Origin of the sequence: Prevotella communis (assembly GCF_022024115.1) — a bacterium.
GTDB lineage: Bacteria > Bacteroidota > Bacteroidia > Bacteroidales > Bacteroidaceae > Prevotella > Prevotella communis.
Map to the genome: position 1 here is coordinate 724,230 of NZ_CP091792.1, position 18,846 is coordinate 743,075.

At 49.3% G+C, this 18,846-nt stretch carries 17 protein-coding genes and 1 tRNA gene; 6 read left to right on the forward strand and 12 right to left on the reverse strand.

What is annotated here, in order from left to right; all coding sequences use genetic code 11:
• Nucleotides 1-28: 28 nt before the first annotated feature.
• Nucleotides 29-2,176: a cation:proton antiporter gene (locus L6468_RS02810; RefSeq protein WP_237794956.1), complete on the reverse strand. Its 2,148-nt coding sequence runs from the start codon at nucleotides 2,174-2,176 to the stop codon at nucleotides 29-31.
• Between the two features lie 91 nt (nucleotides 2,177-2,267).
• Between L6468_RS02810 and L6468_RS02815 the strand changes: the two genes are divergently transcribed.
• The 4 genes from L6468_RS02815 to L6468_RS02830 all read left to right on the forward strand — a co-directional run bounded on the left by L6468_RS02815 (nucleotide 2,268) and on the right by L6468_RS02830 (nucleotide 6,080).
• Nucleotides 2,268-3,281: an aspartate-semialdehyde dehydrogenase gene (locus L6468_RS02815; RefSeq protein WP_237794964.1), complete on the forward strand. Its 1,014-nt coding sequence runs from the start codon at nucleotides 2,268-2,270 to the stop codon at nucleotides 3,279-3,281.
• Nucleotides 3,282-3,460: 179 nt separating this feature from the next.
• A complete protein-coding gene (locus tag L6468_RS02820; RefSeq protein WP_237794966.1) occupies nucleotides 3,461-4,222 on the forward strand; it encodes a heavy-metal-associated domain-containing protein in 762 nt (253 codons plus the stop codon).
• 32 nt (nucleotides 4,223-4,254) lie between these two features.
• Nucleotides 4,255-5,358 (forward strand): hypothetical protein, encoded by a 1,104-nt coding sequence (locus tag L6468_RS02825; protein WP_143005686.1) that lies wholly within the window; start codon nucleotides 4,255-4,257, stop codon nucleotides 5,356-5,358.
• A gap of 35 nt (nucleotides 5,359-5,393) precedes the next feature.
• Nucleotides 5,394-6,080, forward strand: coding sequence for an SIMPL domain-containing protein (locus L6468_RS02830; RefSeq protein ID WP_176756924.1), 687 nt, complete (start codon nucleotides 5,394-5,396; stop codon nucleotides 6,078-6,080).
• Between the two features lie 48 nt (nucleotides 6,081-6,128).
• On the opposite strand, the gene L6468_RS02835 is transcribed toward L6468_RS02830, so the two are convergent.
• Nucleotides 6,129-6,210: transfer RNA gene (locus tag L6468_RS02835), tRNA-Leu, on the reverse strand.
• A gap of 114 nt (nucleotides 6,211-6,324) precedes the next feature.
• Between L6468_RS02835 and L6468_RS02840 the strand changes: the two genes are divergently transcribed.
• Both L6468_RS02840 and L6468_RS02845 read left to right on the forward strand, forming a co-directional pair.
• Entirely contained in the window at nucleotides 6,325-7,500 is a 1,176-nt protein-coding gene (locus tag L6468_RS02840; protein WP_237794974.1) for an ABC transporter substrate-binding protein, read from the forward strand.
• On the forward strand, nucleotides 7,497-8,519 hold the full coding sequence (locus L6468_RS02845) for an iron ABC transporter permease (RefSeq protein WP_091852260.1): 1,023 nt from the start codon (nucleotides 7,497-7,499) through the stop codon (nucleotides 8,517-8,519). The genes L6468_RS02840 and L6468_RS02845 overlap by 4 nt, the downstream gene beginning before the upstream one ends.
• Here the strand turns inward: L6468_RS02845 and cbiD are convergent.
• The 10 genes from cbiD to cobJ all read right to left on the reverse strand — a co-directional run bounded on the left by cbiD (nucleotide 8,476) and on the right by cobJ (nucleotide 18,846).
• On the reverse strand, nucleotides 8,476-10,293 hold the full coding sequence (gene cbiD, locus L6468_RS02850) for a cobalt-precorrin-5B (C(1))-methyltransferase CbiD (protein ID WP_237794981.1): 1,818 nt from the start codon (nucleotides 10,291-10,293) through the stop codon (nucleotides 8,476-8,478). The genes L6468_RS02845 and cbiD overlap by 44 nt on opposite strands.
• 19 nt (nucleotides 10,294-10,312) lie before the next feature.
• Nucleotides 10,313-12,091, reverse strand: coding sequence for a precorrin-4 C(11)-methyltransferase (cobM, locus tag L6468_RS02855; protein WP_237794983.1), 1,779 nt, complete (start codon nucleotides 12,089-12,091; stop codon nucleotides 10,313-10,315).
• On the reverse strand, nucleotides 12,088-13,224 hold the full coding sequence (locus L6468_RS02860; protein ID WP_237794985.1) for a hypothetical protein: 1,137 nt from the start codon (nucleotides 13,222-13,224) through the stop codon (nucleotides 12,088-12,090). Before L6468_RS02860 ends, cobM begins: the two co-directional genes overlap by 4 nt.
• Complete coding sequence (gene cbiE, locus L6468_RS02865; RefSeq protein ID WP_237794987.1) at nucleotides 13,221-14,528, reverse strand: precorrin-6y C5,15-methyltransferase (decarboxylating) subunit CbiE; 1,308 nt, start codon at nucleotides 14,526-14,528, stop codon at nucleotides 13,221-13,223. The genes L6468_RS02860 and cbiE overlap by 4 nt, the downstream gene beginning before the upstream one ends.
• A gap of 6 nt (nucleotides 14,529-14,534) precedes the next feature.
• The gene (locus L6468_RS02870; RefSeq protein ID WP_091815235.1) at nucleotides 14,535-15,005 is read right to left on the reverse strand and encodes a DUF4252 domain-containing protein; all 471 of its coding nucleotides are present in this window, start codon (nucleotides 15,003-15,005) and stop codon (nucleotides 14,535-14,537) included.
• A 1-nt stretch (nucleotide 15,006) separates the two neighbouring features.
• The gene (locus L6468_RS02875) at nucleotides 15,007-15,405 is read right to left on the reverse strand and encodes a hypothetical protein (protein ID WP_091815233.1); all 399 of its coding nucleotides are present in this window, start codon (nucleotides 15,403-15,405) and stop codon (nucleotides 15,007-15,009) included.
• Entirely contained in the window at nucleotides 15,393-15,905 is a 513-nt protein-coding gene (locus tag L6468_RS02880; protein WP_237794989.1) for an RNA polymerase sigma factor, read from the reverse strand. Before L6468_RS02880 ends, L6468_RS02875 begins: the two co-directional genes overlap by 13 nt.
• Before the next feature lie 3 nt (nucleotides 15,906-15,908).
• Nucleotides 15,909-16,721 (reverse strand): hypothetical protein, encoded by an 813-nt coding sequence (locus L6468_RS02885; protein ID WP_237794991.1) that lies wholly within the window; start codon nucleotides 16,719-16,721, stop codon nucleotides 15,909-15,911.
• 16 nt (nucleotides 16,722-16,737) lie between these two features.
• Nucleotides 16,738-17,304, reverse strand: a complete 567-nt coding sequence (locus L6468_RS02890) for a DUF4252 domain-containing protein (RefSeq protein WP_237794992.1) — start codon at nucleotides 17,302-17,304, stop codon at nucleotides 16,738-16,740.
• A 126-nt stretch (nucleotides 17,305-17,430) separates the two neighbouring features.
• Entirely contained in the window at nucleotides 17,431-18,846 is a 1,416-nt protein-coding gene (gene cobJ, locus L6468_RS02895; RefSeq protein ID WP_237794994.1) for a precorrin-3B C(17)-methyltransferase, read from the reverse strand.

Here is an 18,846-nt window from a genome sequence, read left to right on the forward strand (position 1 = left end):
TCTAATGGGGGTAATGGGGATGATGAGCTTAATGGGCTTTGTTGGATTTGTGTATCCAGCGTAGCAATGTATCATAGATACTATTCTCCTCATGGTGCTGAGCCTCGGTGAAGCTCATCTTCTCTTCCTTCGTATTACCATACTGGTCGGGGAAGATAATCATGAGATTTGTACCCGAGAAATATTTCGTCAACTCATCCGGCAGACGGTCGAGCGCGTTCTTGTAACTGATGGTTCCCTTACGGGCTGTAACTACTACCAACAAGTTGTCGGGACCGATATGACTGGCCAGTTGAGGCAGTTCATTCCAGTGTGCCATATAGGTGTACTTGGCACGTACGTTGGGATGCTGACTATTGATGTACTGCTGAATCAGTTCCATGGATTCATTGCGGCCATGAAACTGAATGCGACAATCCAACTGGCCCGCAAACCGGCACAGACGTTCCAGCCAGCGATGGAAGCCAGGCTCATATTCCGCCCTGCTTGGTACGGCTACCTGAATCTGGCGAAGGGTACTGAGCGGCTGGGTGAATCGCATAAGAAGAATCTGACGGTTCAGACCATTGTAGAGACTCTGTATGAACTCACCCCAGAACTTGCTGCTTACCTCAGTATGGACGTGCATACCCATGACTACCTCAGAACAACCACTCTCGCGGAAGGCGTGCTTAATGCCGTTGGCGATGTTAGTGGCCAGTCTGACCTGCGTCTGTACCTGCACTTCTGAAGCGCTGGCCTGATGCTGCAGTTTTTCCAAAAGCCGAATGCCCTTCTCCCGTTCTTGAATGCTGCCCTCGCCGTCATACACCACATTGAGAGCTACGAGTTCACGCTTCAGTTTCTGGTTGCGGGTGAGAAGAGCCAACTCCAGCAGTTGCGGTGCAATCTCAGGATATTTCACGCATACCATGATACGTTCATCATCAGATGCAGCCCCGTCTCCGGCCCCTCCTTGCAAGGGTGGAGCGTAGTTACTCACCGTTATTTCTTGCGAAGCCCGTTCTGTAGTCAGTGTTGAGATGATACAAGTGACCAATATCATGATGACTACACCATTCAGCATATGATCATCAGCCAATGCCACGTTTGCGTCAACCATCAGTCTGCGACCTACCATCACCATCGCGATGGCACCGGCAGCATGTGCAGATGTCAGTCCAAACATCATTTTTCCCTCCGATTTCGTCAGACGGAACATCAGTGCTGAGATGTATGCAGCCAATGCTTTTCCGAATGTGCCGAAGAACGCTATGAGGAACATGATACCCCAGACCTCCAAGCCGTCTGCCAACGACTGCAGGTTGATAAGCATACCTACGCCAATCAGGAAATAGGGGATAAAGATGGCATTACCGATGAACTCGATACGATTCATCAAGGGTGATACATGAGGGATGTATCTGTTGATAATCAATCCGGAGAAGAAAGCACCAAAGATGCCCTCCAGTCCGATGAGTGCCGACAATGCTGCACTGATGAACATCACAGCCATGACGAAGATATACTGCATTACCGCATCACTATAGCGGCGCAGGAAATAGCGCGTCAGACGGGGGATAATCAGAATGCTGCCTGCACAGAAAGCGGCAAATTTTGCCACAAACAGCAACCAGAACAGCCACCCGCTATCCTCGCTGAATGTACCTACCAGTCCTGCTAACATGACCAGTGCCAGGAAAAGCGACAGCATGGAAGAACCTACGCTGAGCATTACGCTGGAGTTGCGCTGCAGGCCATAACGCCCGATGATAGGGTAGGCCACCAGCGTGTTTGACGCCATGATACATCCTAAGAGGAATGAAGCCCGTCCGCTATAGCCCAGGATGCTGATTGACATCACATAGGTCAGGATTAGTGGTACAAAACAAGTGAGAAGTCCGAAGATGACCAGTCGGTTGGAGTTCTTCTTGATGCTCTCAAGGTCCATCTCAAGACCGGCAAGGAACATGATGTAATAGAGTCCTACCTGTCCGAAGACCTCAAACGACGTGTCGCGTGACAATAGGTTGAACCCGTATTCACCTATCAGCACACCTGCCAGTACCATGCCAATGATATGCGGGATGCGCAACTTACTCATCACGATAGGCGCGAAGAGAATGATGAGCAGCACCACGAAAAATATCATGGTTGGGTCTTGTATGAGTGGCTCTATCTTGATTTGTGCTTCCATTTTGTTGGCAAAGGTACAAAATTTTCTGTCAATTTGATACATAATTGGCGGAAAAGTTGTAAATTTGCACCCAATTTTAAACTTGAGTGATATGAAAGTAGCAATTGTTGGCGCCTCAGGCGCAGTAGGGCAGGAGTTCTTGAGACTGCTCGACGAGAGAAATTTCCCGATGGATGAATTGGTGTTGTTTGGTTCTGAGCGTTCTGCAGGCACCAAATATACCTTCCGTGGCAAGGAATTGACAGTGAAACTTCTTCAGCACAATGATGACTTTAAGGACATCGATATCGCCTTCACCTCTGCCGGTGCTGGTACAAGTAAGGAGTTTGCCGAGGATATCACCAAGTATGGCTGTGTGATGATTGACAACTCAAGCGCTTTCCGTATGGACGATGACGTACCCTTGGTTGTGCCCGAGTGTAATGCAGAGGATGCCCTGAAGCGTCCCCGTGGCATTATTGCCAATCCTAACTGCACAACGATTATGATGGTTGTTGTACTGCAGCCTCTGGAGAACCTCAGCCACATCAGGCGCATCCATGTATCTTCATACCAGAGTGCTTCTGGAGCAGGTGCCGCTGCTATGGCTGAATTACAGCAGCAGTACAAGGAAATCGTTGAGGGCGGTGAGGTGAAGACCATCAAGAAGTTCCCCCATCAGTTGGCATATAACGTGATTCCTCAGATTGACGTGTTCCAGCCCAATGGCTATACCAAGGAGGAGATGAAGATGTACAACGAGACACAGAAGATTATGCATACCGATGCTAAGTGCTCGGCTACATGTGTTCGTGTATCTTCCTTGCGCTCTCACTCTGAGTCTGTATGGATTGAGACCGAGCGTCCCCTCAGTGTAGAGGAAGCGCAGAAAGCTATCGCTGCAGCTCCTGGCTGTACTTTGGTTGACGATCCCGCTAACCTCGTTTATCCCATGCCTCTTGAGACTGCAGGCAAGGATGATGTCTATGTGGGTCGTGTTCGTAAGGATATCTCTGACGAGAACGGACTGACCTTCTGGCTTTCTGGCGACCAGATCCGTAAGGGTGCTGCCCTGAATGCAGTCCAGATTGGTGAGTATCTGATTAAGGTTGGTAATGTGAAGTAAGCATTTCCAATTATTTCCATAGAACTGCGTGCTCTCAGAAACAAGGAGAGTACGCAGTTTATTTATGGTAAAATAAGACAATAAAATCGAAATACTTGATACTGAGTATTGTGGAATAGAAAAAGATTTCGTAACTTTGCCGCCGCAGAATGCATTTTAATTTAATACGATTTTTATATATGAAGACTAATACGTTTATGAGGACGCTTTTCCAGATTGCTTTCCTTTTATTGATAAACAGTAACTTGATGGCGCAGACTGACTCTATTACAGTGCGCGTCAAGGGAATGCGCTGTGAAGAGTGTGCGCATAAGGTAAAGAATGTGGTGAAGAAACTGCCTGGTATTGAGGGTGTATCCTTCAATATTGAACGTCGTACGGCTACTATCGCTTATGACCGTGCGCAGACCTGCGTAGACAGTATTCAAGCTCGTCTGGCTGCCACGGGTCGTTATAAGGCCTCTTCTTACAGTCCCAATGATACCATCATTCGTGGCATGGGCCTGCGTATTGCTGATATGCATTGTCAGAACTGCTATAATCGCATCAGTCAGCGTCTGCAGACGATGGTTGGCATCGACAGTATGGCTCCTCATCTGGACAAGCAGTATGTTTTTGTGCGCTATGATGCCAATCGTACCAGTAAGGGCGAGATTCGTCGGGCTTTGGGTGAACTGGGTTTCACACCAGTGAATTACTACAGTGGTCCAAAGGTGGCCTATGCCTATTATAATATCCCTGCCAGTCAGGTGAATCAGGCTACGATAGATGAAGTTATCATCGTGGATGGGGTAGAGGATGCCAATGTCAACAGCCGGCAGAACGCGCTTGCCGTGACCTATTTCACCGATGAGACCACTGCCGATAAACTTGCTGCCGACATCAAGGCCGCAGGCATTGATATCGTGGTGCCGCCTGCCCATGAGTGTGACGAGAAATAATGATTCAGAAAAACGAAAAAAAAACGATAGAAATGAAATTAACAAAGAGAATGATGGCCTTCGTGGCTGCAACAATTTTTGTGTCGACATCCGTGATGGCTGGCGACGGAACAAAAGAGAATCCCTTCACTGTGAGTGAACTGAATGCGCAGAAAGAGTTACTGACTGCCAATGCTCAGACGGTCTGGGTGAAAGCTGATCTGAAAGGACTGGGTGTTGATGGCTCAAAGACGATGAATAGTGGTGATGAGTGTGCTGCCCTTTTTGGCGATGCTACTGGTGAATTCGTGGCATATAGTTGGCAGATTCTTGGTACCCTTGATATGACCGACCTCACAAATACCAAGGACTTGTTGATTAGTCTGACCTATGGCACAACCGGACATGCTTATGGCAATACGGACAATCCCCAATATGCTTCTGACAATGAGTCGAAAACGGTTACAGATGCCCACTTCTCTCTTGCTGAAGTACACAATGCCCTGTCGGTGAATATTGAGAACGGTCTGCGCGGCTATCATTTCTCAGGCTGTTATATCGTTCCTGAGGATGTGATTGCTGTTAAGGTTAATGCTGGCTACTCTGCTTCAAAGGGTGCTTATGTTACATATACCAACTTTGACGGAGCTGAGTCTGCTACAGTTACACCCAAGGATGCTGCCCTGGTGCTGATGGCTGAGAGCGGAACTCATGATTTCGTGCTGTCATCAGCCCTGTATGACCAGACCATCAGTAATGGTAATTCCATGAGTGCAGGTACGCAGGCAGGTGTGAATGCTGGCACTACAAAGAACCGCATCCGTATGGCCTTTGTCAATGATGGTACGAAGGCTGGATTCCAGAAAAACAGCGATGAGAACTGTACTGTGACTTTGCAGCAGAAGAGCGACGTGTATCTGCAGATTAATTCACAGGAAACAAATTTCTATGGCAAATATGCCTGGGAGACTGAGACAAAGGACTGGATTACATGGGGTGGTGGTAAGTATAGCGACTACCATGCTGCCAATGCTATCTCAACTATTCCTGCAAAGGCTACGTCTGCAGAGAGTATCTACTCTTTGCAGGGTGTTCGCATGAACAAGTTGCAGAAAGGCGTGAATATCGTCAACGGTAAGAAAGTGGTGATGAAATAACTCACCTCTTTCAGACCATAAAAATTAATCATATTATGGGAAGAGTAAAAGAATCTATTATCCTGGCCATCGGCGTGATGGTGATGGGATGGTGTGTGAAGGCCGGTATCGACAATTTCACCAACAAAGACCGTAAGGTCACAGTAAAGGGTCTGGCTGAGCGTGAGGTGCCTGCAGATAAGGTGACGTGGAGTATCAGCACCAAGGAAACGGGCAACGATCTGCCTACGCTCTATGAACGTATCAATGTGCAGGCTGGTAAGATTAAGGCTTTCCTGAAACAGAATGGTTTGGAGGAAAGTGAGATTACGGTGAACCCGCCCTCTGTATCAGACCTTGAAGCTCGTGAGTGGGGCGATAACCAGAAGCCTTTCCGCTATATCGTCAACACAACGATTACGGTGGCTACGACAAAAGTTGAGGCTGTGAATAAGGCTATCTTCAAGCAGGCAGAACTGCTGAAGCAGGGCGTGGCACTCGATAGCAGCTATCCTAACTATGAGTATGCTTCGTTCCAGCAGATGAAACCCGAGATGATGTCTGAGGCTATCAAGAATGCACAGAAGACGGCAGAGCAGTTTGCTGAGGCCAGTGAATCGAAACTTGGAAAGATTCAGACCGCTGGTCAGGGACAGTTTGAAATTGAGAACCGTGATGAGAATACACCGTATATCAAGAAAATCCGTGTGGTAACAACGGTTACTTACTCGCTCGACGACTAATAAGAAAAAAGGAATGTCACCGTGACATTCCTTTTTCTTTTTGTTCTGTGCGCCTGACAGGACTCGAACCTGCACGTCGCGAGACACTAGATCCTAAGTCTAGCGCGTCTACCAATTCCGCCACAGGCGCTTTTTTTTCGTGGTGTTTGTGGTATTTGCGGCTGCAAAAGTAATACTTTTTGTCGAGATAGCCAAATTATTCATAAAAAAGTTGTATCTTTGCGCTCTGTAAAAACTGATGATAATGAAAGCGTATATTTCCTTTTTGGTGATTGTTTTTGCCCTCATCGCCTCTTCTTGTGGCGGTGGAAAGAATAGTGCCAATGGCTTGGCACTGACGGAGGCAGATTCTCTGGGCGCGGCCCCCCGCTATGCAAAGGGTTATTCCGTCAAGGTTCTTGACAATGGCGTCCGCCTGATTGATGTGGCAGACCCACAGGATGATGAAGAAAAAATGCCTGTGAGTTATCACTTTGCATTGGTTGATAAGGGTATGGATGTCGAGGTTCCGGAGGGCTATACGAAAGTGGAGGTCCCCATTGAACGTACGCTTGTCATGACCATGTTGCAGTTGTCTAACTTTACGGCTCTTGATGCGCTTGATGTTGTACGGGGCATCACGGGTACGAAGAATCTCTTCAATCGGGATATTCGTCAGCGTGTGAAGGATGGACGCATGGTGAAGATTGGTATGGAGGGCAACTTTGACACAGAACTGATTCTTGCGGCTCACCCGGAGGTTATCTTTATCTCGCCCTTCAAGCGTGGGGGCTATGATGCCATTAAGGAGACGGGTATCACGCTTATTCCGCATCTGGGATATAAGGAACTGACCCCGCTCGGTCAGGCGGAATGGATTCGTTTTGTAGGAATGTTTATTGGCAAGGAACATGAGGCTGATTCTATCTTCGCCGGCATCGAACATCGTTACAACGACTTGAAAGAGAAGGTGGCAAATAACTCCCATCCCTCACAGGGAGGTGCTGGGGAAGGTTCTCCAACTGTTTTCAGTGGTGAGATGCACGGCGGCAACTGGTATGCTGTGGGAGGTAAGAACTCGCTGGCTCAGATTTTCCGTGACGCCGGTGCACGGTATGTCTTTGACAATGATGATACGGGCGGCGTGAATATTGAGTTTGAGGAGATGTATGCCGCTGCTGCCAATGCTGACTATTGGCGCATTCTGAACAGTTACGAGGGCGACTTCTCCTATGATGCCCTGAAGGCCAGTGAACCTCGTAATGAATTGTTTAAGGCTTTCAAGGATAAGAAAGTGATATATTGCAATATGAAGCAGACACCCTATTATGAGAAGTCGCCTGTGATGCCTGATGTGTTGCTGAGTGACCTGGTGGCTATTTTCCATCCGGAATTGATGCCTGCTGACTATGAACCGACTTTTTATCGTATGCTGAAATGAGACGTCCGTTGTTGTTGCTTATCCTGCTGCTGAGTATCATGTTGTTCTTCGTGCTCAACCTGCTGTTGGGTACGGTGCGCATCCCCATGATAGAGGTATGCCGTATATTGCTGGGAGGTGGTGACAATGAGATATGGACAAATATTATATTCTCCTCGCGTGTGCCGCAAGCTTTGACGGCTTTGGTGGCAGGTGCTGGATTGGCGGTGAGTGGTCTGCAGATGCAGACGGTGTTCCGCAATCCGCTGGCAGGCCCTTCGGTGCTGGGTATCAGCAATGGCGCCTCGTTGGGCGTAGCATGTGTGGTACTGCTGTCTGGTTCACTTGGGGGCGTAGCCTTGAGCCGACTGGGTTACATGGGAGATGTGGCTATCAGTATAGCTGCAATTGTTGGCGCCCTGGCTGTGATGGGTCTCATTCTTTGGGTAGCAACCAAGGTGAGAAGCAGTGTGACGTTGCTGATTATTGGTGTGATGATTGGCTATCTGGCTACAGCCATCATCGGTGTGCTGAAGTTTTTCTCGGCCGAGGAGGATATCCGTGCTTATGTGGTATGGGGCTTAGGTTCCTTTGCCCGTGTGTCTGGCGACCAGATGATGCTTTTCGTTATATTGATGTGTATCCTGTTGCCGTTGAGTATGCTCACGGTGAAGGCCATGAATCTGTATATGCTGGGTGATGCCTATGCCAGTAACTTGGGACTGGATATCCGTCGTACCCGTTTGCTTCTGATTGTATGCTCGGGCACGCTTGTGGCTATCGTTACGGCTTATTGCGGTCCTGTGATGTTTATAGGATTGGCTGTTCCCCATTTGGCGCGTGCCATCTTCCGTACCAGTGATCATCGTGTGCTGATGCCTGCCACCATGTTGGCTGGTGCCGCATTGGCGTTGTTGTGCAACCTGATTGCGCGTATGCCGGGATTCGAGGGTGCCCTGCCCGTTAATTCCGTCACGGCACTGGTGGGCGCGCCTATCATCGCGAGTGTATTGTTCCGTCGTCGGAAATCAGAAGGATGATGAGGTCGCCGTTGGGTAGCAGGGGCCTGCAATACGTCTCACAGTGACTGATGACAACATCGCAGAAGGTCGGAAGCTGGTCTTCTGGAATCCTTTCCCATAACTCCCTTGCCAGTGTGATATTATCCAGAGAAATCTCTATATGGGCTTCGTTCAGCATTTCCTGAATGAAGCCTATATTCATTGTACTTTTACGACTATGGGTGTCTAGTTGTCCTTCTGCCAGTTTGACGGCTTTACCCAGCATGACGCCCAGGGTGATGTTGGGGATGGTGAGCTCTGCGGCCATGCGCAGCGTCTCACCGATATAGTTTCCGTATTGCACAAAGGCTTGTTGGGGCAGGCTGGGGTAGAGGGCCTTGAGGAAGCGCTCACTCTTGGCACCGCTGTTGATGACCACGCGGTCGGAACCACTGGCTTTGGCTACCGTCATGCACTTGCGGATACTGTCGATGAAAGCTTCTTCACTGAAGGGTTTGACGATACCGCTGACACCGATGATGCTGATACCGCCCTCGATGCCTAGGCGCGGGTTGAAGGTACGACGGGCTATTTCGGCGCCGCCAGGGACAGAAAGCCTACAGACCCACCCCCAGCCCCTCCCTGAATGGAGGGGAGTGAATAGACTGTCTAGGTTCTGACGAATCATCTCGCGCGGGCCCTTGTTGATGGCAGGCTCGCCTACGGGAAAATCAAACCCAGGCAGGGTGAAGCGACCGATGCCCTCGCCGCCCTCAATGACTAACCACTCCCCTCCATTCAGGGAGGGGCTGGGGGTGGGTCTGTAGGGTCGGCAACTGGCGCGGACCTCTATGCCGTCTGTAACGTCGGGGTCATCGCCAGCCTCCTTGATGCAGTAGGCGTAGCCGTCGGCATAACCAACGGACACGTTGATGGTCTCGCCATCGGGCAGCAGGACGGGCACCTCGGCAGGTGTCTCTCCTTTGACGAGACGAATGGTGGCGGCGATGGTGGCTGCTGTGGCGCATGTTCCTGTGGTTAGTCCGCTGTGCAGCGGGAAAAACTCCGGCAGAAGTTTTTCCACCATCCTCCTTAGTCCGTGCGGACCGTTAACCATGAACCATAGCCCATGAGCCATGAAGCCCTCCGGTCGTTTGATGGCGATAATACGCATGTTTTTTCTACGTGCTTCATTTACTTTCTCAATGAATCCACCACTGATGCCGCTCTCTTTCATCAGGATGGTATCAGCAATGGGCATATCACCGTCATCGTAATAGCAAAGCTGGTTGTCTGAGGCGCCTTGCTGGTGAGCCAGTACGATGCTGCTTTCGCGGTTAAGAATGCGATAAATGACCTTTATCCCTTCAGCTTCCAGATGTTTCAGCTTGCCGATGCTCTGTGCGCCTGTTGTTGCGAGGAGCCGACCCACTCCCTGCCCCTCCCTGCTGAGGGAGGGGAGTATATAGTCGAGGTCGCTGTAGTCGTCAATCCATGTGATGTCGGAATCGCGTGGCGGATAGATACGCTCGTAGCGCACAACGGGTATTTGTAAGTCGGCGGAAACTTTGCCTATCGTTTCGTGTAACTTAGAGGCGAATGGATGGGCGGCATCTATAATCAGACGTATCTCGTGCTTGCTGACAAACGCCGTCATCGTCTTCTTGTCCATCGCACCGCTGATGACTGTACCATGATGGAGCGTGATGTCTTGTTCGCCCGTTTTTGTACTATAATAGAATGCTGAGCCGCTCTCTTCGAGCACCTCTGCAGCTTTGCGTCCTTCTGTTGTTCCTCCAAATATTAGTATCATGTCTGCACGAAGAAGATGCTCAGTTACCTTTCCTAAATAAATGAGTAAAATGTTTGTTGTATAACTCCGATAGTCCCTGACGGTTATCGATGGCCTCACCGACAACGAGCATGGTGGTAAGCGTCAGGTGATTGTCGTGCACGATTTTCGCAAGATCTTTCAATACTCCGCGATAGATTTTCTGGTCGGGCCACGTCAGGTGATAGCAGGCGGCCACGGGGGTATCCTCCGGGTATTCCTGCAGTAACTCCTTTTGCACGTCGTCCACGATGGCGGCCGAGAGGAATATGCACATGGTGCTCTGGCTTTTTGCTAAGAGGTGCAGCTGCTCCTTCTCAGGCATGGGTGTGTGCCCCTCGCCGCGGGTCAGGATGATGGTTTGCGTCCTTTCAGGAATGGTGAACTGGCTCCTAAGTTCTGCGGCTGCAGCCAAAAAACTGCTGATACCTGGGGTGATATGATAGTGCATATTGTTGGCATCGAAGAAGGCCATCTGCTCCTGTATGGCACCGAAGATGCAGGGGTCGCCCGTATGCAGACGAACGATGGAGTGTCCCTTGTCGTAATGTTCCTTCATCAGGGCGCACTGTTCTTCAAGGTTCATATCTGCAGATGAACGAACAATGGCACCTGGTTTGTGACATTCCGTCAAAGCCTTAGGCACCAGCGAGCCGGCATAGAGAATGAGGTCGGCGCGTTCCAGCATCTTGCGTCCGCGCACACTGATGAGATCGGGGTCGCCAGGTCCGGCACCGACAATCTCGATGTGGCCCTGTTTATGCCTAAGATATTTCTCGTCGATGGCTAAAGCCGCCGTCCAATTCTTACCTTTGATCTTTGGAATGATGAGTTGTCCATGATTGGAGCCTAAGATTGCTGCTGCTTCGCACACGCTTGGAGTGCCTACATGTTTTTCGACGGTGGCACTGGGGGTAGGCACCTTGATGGCAGCAAGTTCCTCGGCTGTAAAGAATTCGACTTCTTCGTTGTATTCCTCTCTGAGTAATTCACAGAATTCTTCATCCTTTTTGACGTCGATGGTGCAATAGCGATAGGTACAGGGCAAAATGCCGCGCTGTGCAAGGGCTTCATCAATCTCGTCGTAGATGCACTCGAAGTTGTCAGGGTGATGAGCCAATCCAAAACCTATTGTCCCCACCATTGGTACGAAATGCAGTTCGAGCATGTTGTTGGGAGTATTGTGGATGAAGGGAGATACGATGATGAGAAGTTCGTATTTCTGCGGGTCGGCTTCACTGATATCATTGATGATGGTCACGTGGTCGGGTTTGGTCTGTTCCAGATAGTCGGTGCCTTCGTCACGCATTTCAAGTAGTAAGGCTGTAGGCTTACGGTTGACAAATGTAAAAATACAGTCGTTCATGTCTGCTATGTCACTGGCAATAGGCCAGTTAAAACGTTTCTCAAATGTGTCGAGAGCCCACAGTCCTGCATTGTCGCTCTGGGTGGTGATAACCTCTTGTCCACCGATTGCAGCACTGATGTCTCGTGTCAGGTCGTTCGCACCGCCTATATGTCCGGATAGCACAGCGATGACATGTTGACCGAAACTGTCGATACATACCACGGCAGGGTCATTGTGCTTGTCCTCAATAAGCGGGGCAATGGTTCGCACGCAGATGCCCATGGCTCCGATGAAGACGAAGGCGTCGAATGCCTTCCAGTTGCTCCCTACGGAATCGCGACTGATAATCTCGGCTTTGGGGTATTTCTTTTGCAGGCGGGTGGTAATCGGTTCACCAGCCTCATTGATTTGTATGATAGCTATTTTGTTCATTTTAGTAGGTGTTCTAAGAGTTGTTTGCAGTGTCCAGGCATGATGATATGATGGTTGCCTATTGGATTCGTGAGAAAATAACTGGTGGTGAGACTCTTGTCTGAGAGTCGTATCACCTGTTGGGTGCGACAGAGGTCTGGCTTGGCCTCATTACGGACTAGTTCACCTTCGGCGATGAAAGAACGTGAGAGGTTGCCTGCGACCTTGAAGATGGTGACGGGACCTTCTTTCATATAGCCACGTATGCCTGTTCCAATGCCCGACTCGAAATGGGTATCGAGTTCATAATGCTCTACCATGTCAAGAGGTATGGTGCAATGAGCAAAGAGCATCTCGCCGGTCTCTGGATTGATACGTGAGGGGTTGGCTTGGAAGCCGGAGATGTCCAACAATGAGCGGACAATCATCATGGATAGCATGGCGGGGACGTCGCCCTCGCAACCAGCTACATAACCCTCGCTGTTCAGCTTGGCTAAAGCCATGCAGCCAGTATCCTTTACGGTGGTGAGCAGGTCAAAGCATCTTAGGGTAAATCCTTGCAACTGGTATCTGTTGATGAGTACCTTCAGTGTCTCGTATATTTGCTTTGTGTCGCCAATTTCATCAAGCAGTTCCTGCATGGGGATGTCTATCAGTTCTATTCCTAACATCTCCTTTACCTTTGCTTTGTCTGCGTGACTGGAAATCAGCCAGTCAGAAGGTTCACCGATGATACCCAGACGGGTTCCGCAAAGTTTCTTTTTGGCTTCTTCAACCTTCGATAACAGATGGATACGACGGGTGATATAATCGCTGTCGCCATGGATAATCTCACCACAGATGTCGTTTTGACGCAGGAAAGACAGAATCTCCATAGAGGCTGCGAGTGAATTACTCTTGCCAGATGTCAGCAGGTAGAACGGACGCTGACTCTTGTTTTGTAACTCAGGGAGCAGACGACGGAAGATTCCTTCGGTGCCGCCAGTGCGGACATATATCAGGTTGAGGGCGTGACTGCCATAGTCGCTATAGTCGGTGCCTTTCAGCTGATACTCTATTCCCAGACTCTCAAGGAAAGCCATTGTCATCGTTGTCACAGCTTTCTCGTCATGCAGTTCGGAAGTCAGGGTATAGATGGCGATGTCTTGTTTCATAGTTTATTTGATTTAAATGCTGTTAGTATCTCTATTGGATTATAGTCGTTGAGTAGAATATGAAGGGGGCGCCCTTGTTGGAGTCCGAGGTCTTGGCAGGCCTCGTCCCATAGAGCACGACTATTGGTGGGAACTTTTGGAGAGGTGACGCTGTTGAAGACGATGATGCCGTCATCTGTAAGTACCGTCAGCACCTTTTCCATAATCTCCTTGAGGTGACCACCATGTCCGCCGATGAATACTGCATCGGGAGAACCCATCGGAGAACCCATCGTAGATACGATGGGAGTGGTGGCTGGAGTGGTGGCAGGAGTGGTGGCTGGAGTGGTGGCAGGAGTGGTGGCATCGAGGAAGTCGCCGATATGGATGTTGATGCCTGGAGCACCAAAGCGGCGGGCGTTTTCCTGGATGATGGCTTCACATTCAGGACGGATCTCGAAAGCTTCAATCTGAAGATGCGGGAACAGTAGGCGGGCCTCGATACTGATGCTGCCCGTGCAGGCACCGATATCCCATAGAACGTGGCGATGGGGCAGGTCGAGAGCCTGAAGGGTCAGAAGACGGATGGGCATCTTGGTAATCATCTTCTCGCGACCGTCAAGGAGGGAGAAACTGGCATCAGGAATACCGAAGGTCCTCGTGTGCTCTGCGGTTTTTCCGCAGAGAATCACGCAGTTAGGCATGGTAAATTCGCGCTGGGATGCCTCCTCAAGAGTGAGTGTACTAACCTTCTCCTGTTGCGGGTTGCCCAGGTGCTCGCCGATATGCATGATGTAGTCCCTGTAGCCATACTCCAGCATTCGTTGTGCGATAGCGGCAGGTGTATGCTCCTTGTCGGTCAGGATGCCAATCTTCTCTGCCCGCTCTATGAGAGCGCGGTCGAACTCTGGCCAGGGACGTCCTGTCAAGGATACGATGCGCATGTTGTGATAGGGCATTACAAGACGATGAGCGAGGAGTTGCAGGGAGTTGAAAGTGGGATAGACCACTATCTCTGCGTCAGGCATCTTTCGCTTGATGGTATTGGCGAACCCAAAGAAAAGCGGGTCGCCACTGGCGAATACGATGATGGGAGCCCCCTCGGAGAAGTGAGCGGCACGGTGATAGGCTTCAAATACAGTATCCAGCGGCACGGTGATGTCGATCCATTCTGCACCTTCAGGCAGCAATGACGCCACGATGTCGTGATGCCGCTTGCCGCCTGAGAAGATTTTTCCATGACGTATAACATCCAGCACCTCTGGTTGAAACCATGGTGCTGGATGATCTGTGATACCTATGATGATGAATCTCGCTCGCTCCATATCATCTTAGTTTTGCGTCATCTTCATCACGTCTTCGAGTGTGAACTTACCCGAGAAGACCATGATCGTTGTCTGGTCGTCATCTTCTACAAGCATGACAACAGCCGACTGTTGTTTTCCTATATGGTGATAGATGTTTACCTTGTTGTCGTCCTCGTTTATCTGCATCATCAATTCGTATTTCTCTTTTGCGATGATGGCTTTTGCGTCGTTCTTCAGCTTCTTCTGAGCTGCATTGTCCTCAGAGGTGATAATCTGAATACCCGACAGTTTGTTGGACAGGCTCTTAACGTCTACACCAGGAACTGATAGTCCGGCACTCTTACCTGCCAAGCCAAGCATATATTTTGAGATGAAGACATAGGTCACGTTCTTCGTGTCGGCATATTTCTCGAATGCCTTTACCTGTGCGTGGGCGCTGAGACTGCCTAGGGCCACCACCACGCAAAGGAGGAATTTTATCATTGTCTGTTTCATGTTATTCGAATACCTTTAATTGTTCATTTAATGTTTGTTCCGTTTTATCGCTCAGGGCTTTCGCCTTTTCCAGATGTCCCATACCCTTGTTGAGGTTCATTGCCAGCAGGTTGAGGGCGCGTTCTGCTTCCATTTTTGCCTGCATGGGATCCTGGTAAGTGTCTTGTTCGGCCAGATCCATATACTTATCCTGGCTCAGCAGATGAATTCCCACACCAACAACGAGGACGACACTGGCTGCTGCAGCTGTATAGCGCAGGGCTTTTGGGAAGAGTGAGCGGTGTTTGGTTTCCTGCTGTTTCTCTTCTTTCTCCCATTCGTCAATCTTAGCCGACAGACGCTCTTCCAATCCTTCGGGAATGGGTATTTGTTCTAACGTTTTCAGATTCAGTTCGTCCATGTCTTCGTGATATTTTGAAATTGTTGCTTAAGTTTCTTTTTCGTTCGCATCACGATGATGCGGATATTGCCTTGCGAGAGTCCTGTGTCTTGCTCTATCTCCTCGTATGAGCGGTCGTCCATCAGGTGCATCTGAATGATTCGTGCCTCCCTTTCAGGCAGTTGACTGATGAGTCCCTCCATCTTTTGAGCCTCGTCTCTGGCATCTATCTGATAATCGAGACTCCGTTCATCGGGTGGCCCGTCCTCATTCTTCAGTTCTGCCGAGGCATCCAGGTGTTTCAATCGCCGTTGATCTACGAACAGATGTCGTATCATTGTCACGAGATAAGCTTCCTTCATCGCCTCATCGGGCAGGTCGTCGCGCTTCTGCCAGAGTTTCAGGTATAGGTCCTGAAGCAGGTCTTCGGCATCCTGTTCATTGCCCGTCAGGTGATAGGCTACCCGATAGAGCACCTGATGATGGGGCATATACCGCTGTTTGAACTCCCGTGCGTCCATTGGCTATTTCTGCTCTTTATCATTGCGAGAGAATTCTATCACCACGTTCTTCTTAGTATGTGGATATTTCTCCTTGACAGCTTTGCCCACAATCCAATTCTGGTGGTTGAACGAGATTTGTTGCTGCCTCATATATTCTTCAGCTTCCTTTGTCGAGTGAAGTTCAGGATGCTCTTCGCCATTGATGACAATGAGGACGTTACCTTTTTCGACATCTTTGAGGGTCTCCTTCATGTCCACACTGCTATCATCATCGTCATCATCGTCATCGCTGGTAGAAAAACTACTTCTTTCCTGCAACTTCATCCAGACGTCCCTGTCGATCTTGGTGTCTATATACGAGAGCGCTACCGTGTTCCAAATGTCGAGGCGTATCAGCAGGTCGCTGACCATCTTGCCGTCCACCTTGCCGTAGCATCGCATCTTGACAGTTGGATTCAGGAAATCAGAAATCTTTTGCTTAACCACATTAGCAGAATCTCCTAAACTCTCAGAGCCAGCGTTGCGGACTGTTTCGAACAGCAGTTCGTAGTTCTTCAGGGCTTTGATGTCCTTGTTGATTTCTGCCAACTGTTCCTCGCTGACATTCTGGATTTGCACCTGTTCGCTCTTCTTGAAGTGTTTCTTCAGTTTGGCGATTTCATCGGCAGACAGGATGGTATCCCCCTCTTCAAGTCCCTTGAGACTCTCATTTGTTGTATTCTCATACACCGCACCAGGCACAGCCTTGTATTTCTCAATTAACTTGGCAGGTGTCTGCCCGAAGGCATTCCCTACGCAGAGCAGCATCATGATTGATAAAAGAATCTGTTTCATATATCATCTTTTGGGATTAGTCCTCTTCTTCTTCGTCTTCATCCTCCTCCTCATCATCCTCTTCGTCGTCATAGCCTCCATTAAACATCTTGGCCAGGTCTAATGTGCCGTCGATGACAACCAGTACAGCTTCACCATCTTGAATTGCCAGTACAACGTTTGTGAATTGTTCTCCTTTCTTTGCCTGATATATTTTTACGATCTGTCCTTCATCATTTTTCGTATCCATCAGTGAGTTCCATTTCTTGCTTTTCAGCACCTTCAGAGCTGCTTTCTTGAACGATTCAATATTGTCTGCTCCTTCGCGTCTGAACACTTTGACATCAGCTATTTTTTTAAGAATCATGCCATCTTCGTCATCAATGTTGATGGCTTCTCCAAGGTGAAGGCCTTCGCCAGATTCAAAAGCTTGTTTTACGATATCTTTATTAATGTGTGTGAACTCCACGCCTTCCATCTTAGCCAGTTTGTCGAAATCTTTGCACTCGGCATTGGCATTGATGCAAACGAAAACCAACATGACGCAGATGGCCAACTTCTTCATACTCTTCAAAGGATTGAATGTCTTAGATGAATACTTCATAATACTTTTAATTTTCAATTGTTAATCTTTAATGTTTAAGGCCTCTTTGATTGACCCTTCTAATCATACATACGGGTATTTCATAGAACTTGTTACAAAGAAGTTGATATTTTTTTTGTTTTTTTTCTACAGGTCACGTCCAGGCTTCAGTTGGGCGGCATCATCAAAGGTCAGAATGGCGTTGCAGAGTGTGGCGGCAAGATTGCTTCCGCCCTTGCGGCCCTCGACAATCATCTTGGGTATCTGCTTCAATGTCTTGACGGCATGTTTACTTTCGCAAACATGCACAAAACCGACTGGTGCCGCAATGATTCCCACGGGATGCATCTTGCCTTTACGCACCAAGTCGCAAATCTCGAAAAGTGCCGTTGGCGCATTGCCTACCACATAGAGCGCCTCGGGATATTCCTCCGCTGCCAGTTGCATGCAAGCCTGACTGCGGGTGATGCCTTTCTCGTCTGCCATCTGCTTGGAACGAGGGTCGTTGATGTAACAATGCACCTCGATGCCCAGTCGCTCCAAAGCCCCCTTACGGATACCGCTTGCAGCCATTGTGACGTCGGTGACAATATGTTTCAGACTGCCGTCAACCACCTTATTATATAATATCTCCGTAGCACGGTCATCCATCCAAAGACACTCTTCCATGCCGAAGTCTACCGTCGTATGAATGGCGTGTAGCAACGGCCATAGACGCCATGTAGGCACATCAGGATGCTGCATCTCGGAACGTATCGTTCGGAAACTTTCCATCATGATAGACTGACCGGGCTTTATGTCCTCCTGCTTCTCCTCACGATAGTAGCCACGAGGCGTGATGAATTTTCCGTCGTTGATATATGACTGGGAATTACCAATCAGAACAACGGTAAACATATCGATGTCCTCAGGGTCGAACTCGCTGAGGGTGGTGAGTTTCACTTCTTGTTCCTCACGTCCTGCCTGACGGACATAGCCTACGGGTGTGCCGGCACTGCGTTCCTGTAGGAAAAGCTCTTGCAGACGGTATAGCTGCCAATAGCGACCATGCGACTTGGGATTATAGATAGCGGTGACGAAATCGCCCATGGCAGCTGCCTTGATACGGCGTTCAATCACCGCCCACGGTGTCATGAGGTCTGAAAGAGAGATGATACAGAGGTCATGCCCGATGGGGGCGCCAAGCAGGGATGCAGCTTTCTGAAAGGCGGAGATACCAGGGAGAGACACTACTTCGATGTCAGCGGGAAGTCCGTTGGTTACACGCTCTCGTTTCATCTCGTAGATGAGTGGAGCCATACCGTAGATGCCAGCGTCGCCACTTGAGATGACGACAACAGTATTTCCCTGCTCTGCCAGCTTAAATGCCATCTCTGCTCGTTCACGCTCTTTCTTCATGCCCGTGTCAATGCATTCGCATTCAGGCTTGATGAATGGTTTGATGAACTGGAAATAGTATTTATAGCCTACCACAATATCAGCTTCTTTCACGGCCTCCATCACGGCGGGTGTCATATCTTCTGGGCTACCAGGTCCTAAGCCTGCAATAATAATCTTCTTCAT

What these genes read in the sequence shown, in the direction of transcription:
- L6468_RS02810 (WP_237794956.1), bottom strand. Translation starts at nt 2,176, where the DNA reads ATGGAAGCACAAATCAAGATAGAGCCACTCATACAAGACCCAACCATG.
- L6468_RS02815 (WP_237794964.1), top strand. Translation starts at nt 2,268, where the DNA reads ATGAAAGTAGCAATTGTTGGCGCCTCAGGCGCAGTAGGGCAGGAGTTC.
- L6468_RS02820 (WP_237794966.1), top strand. Translation starts at nt 3,461, where the DNA reads ATGAAGACTAATACGTTTATGAGGACGCTTTTCCAGATTGCTTTCCTT.
- L6468_RS02825 (WP_143005686.1), top strand. Translation starts at nt 4,255, where the DNA reads ATGAAATTAACAAAGAGAATGATGGCCTTCGTGGCTGCAACAATTTTT.
- L6468_RS02830 (WP_176756924.1), top strand. Translation starts at nt 5,394, where the DNA reads ATGGGAAGAGTAAAAGAATCTATTATCCTGGCCATCGGCGTGATGGTG.
- L6468_RS02840 (WP_237794974.1), top strand. Translation starts at nt 6,325, where the DNA reads ATGAAAGCGTATATTTCCTTTTTGGTGATTGTTTTTGCCCTCATCGCC.
- L6468_RS02845 (WP_091852260.1), top strand. Translation starts at nt 7,497, where the DNA reads ATGAGACGTCCGTTGTTGTTGCTTATCCTGCTGCTGAGTATCATGTTG.
- cbiD (WP_237794981.1), bottom strand. Translation starts at nt 10,293, where the DNA reads ATGATACTAATATTTGGAGGAACAACAGAAGGACGCAAAGCTGCAGAG.
- cobM (WP_237794983.1), bottom strand. Translation starts at nt 12,091, where the DNA reads ATGAACAAAATAGCTATCATACAAATCAATGAGGCTGGTGAACCGATT.
- L6468_RS02860 (WP_237794985.1), bottom strand. Translation starts at nt 13,224, where the DNA reads ATGAAACAAGACATCGCCATCTATACCCTGACTTCCGAACTGCATGAC.
- cbiE (WP_237794987.1), bottom strand. Translation starts at nt 14,528, where the DNA reads ATGGAGCGAGCGAGATTCATCATCATAGGTATCACAGATCATCCAGCA.
- L6468_RS02870 (WP_091815235.1), bottom strand. Translation starts at nt 15,005, where the DNA reads ATGAAACAGACAATGATAAAATTCCTCCTTTGCGTGGTGGTGGCCCTA.
- L6468_RS02875 (WP_091815233.1), bottom strand. Translation starts at nt 15,405, where the DNA reads ATGGACGAACTGAATCTGAAAACGTTAGAACAAATACCCATTCCCGAA.
- L6468_RS02880 (WP_237794989.1), bottom strand. Translation starts at nt 15,905, where the DNA reads ATGGACGCACGGGAGTTCAAACAGCGGTATATGCCCCATCATCAGGTG.
- L6468_RS02885 (WP_237794991.1), bottom strand. Translation starts at nt 16,721, where the DNA reads ATGAAACAGATTCTTTTATCAATCATGATGCTGCTCTGCGTAGGGAAT.
- L6468_RS02890 (WP_237794992.1), bottom strand. Translation starts at nt 17,304, where the DNA reads ATGAAGTATTCATCTAAGACATTCAATCCTTTGAAGAGTATGAAGAAG.
- cobJ (WP_237794994.1), bottom strand. Translation starts at nt 18,846, where the DNA reads ATGAAGAAGATTATTATTGCAGGCTTAGGACCTGGTAGCCCAGAAGAT.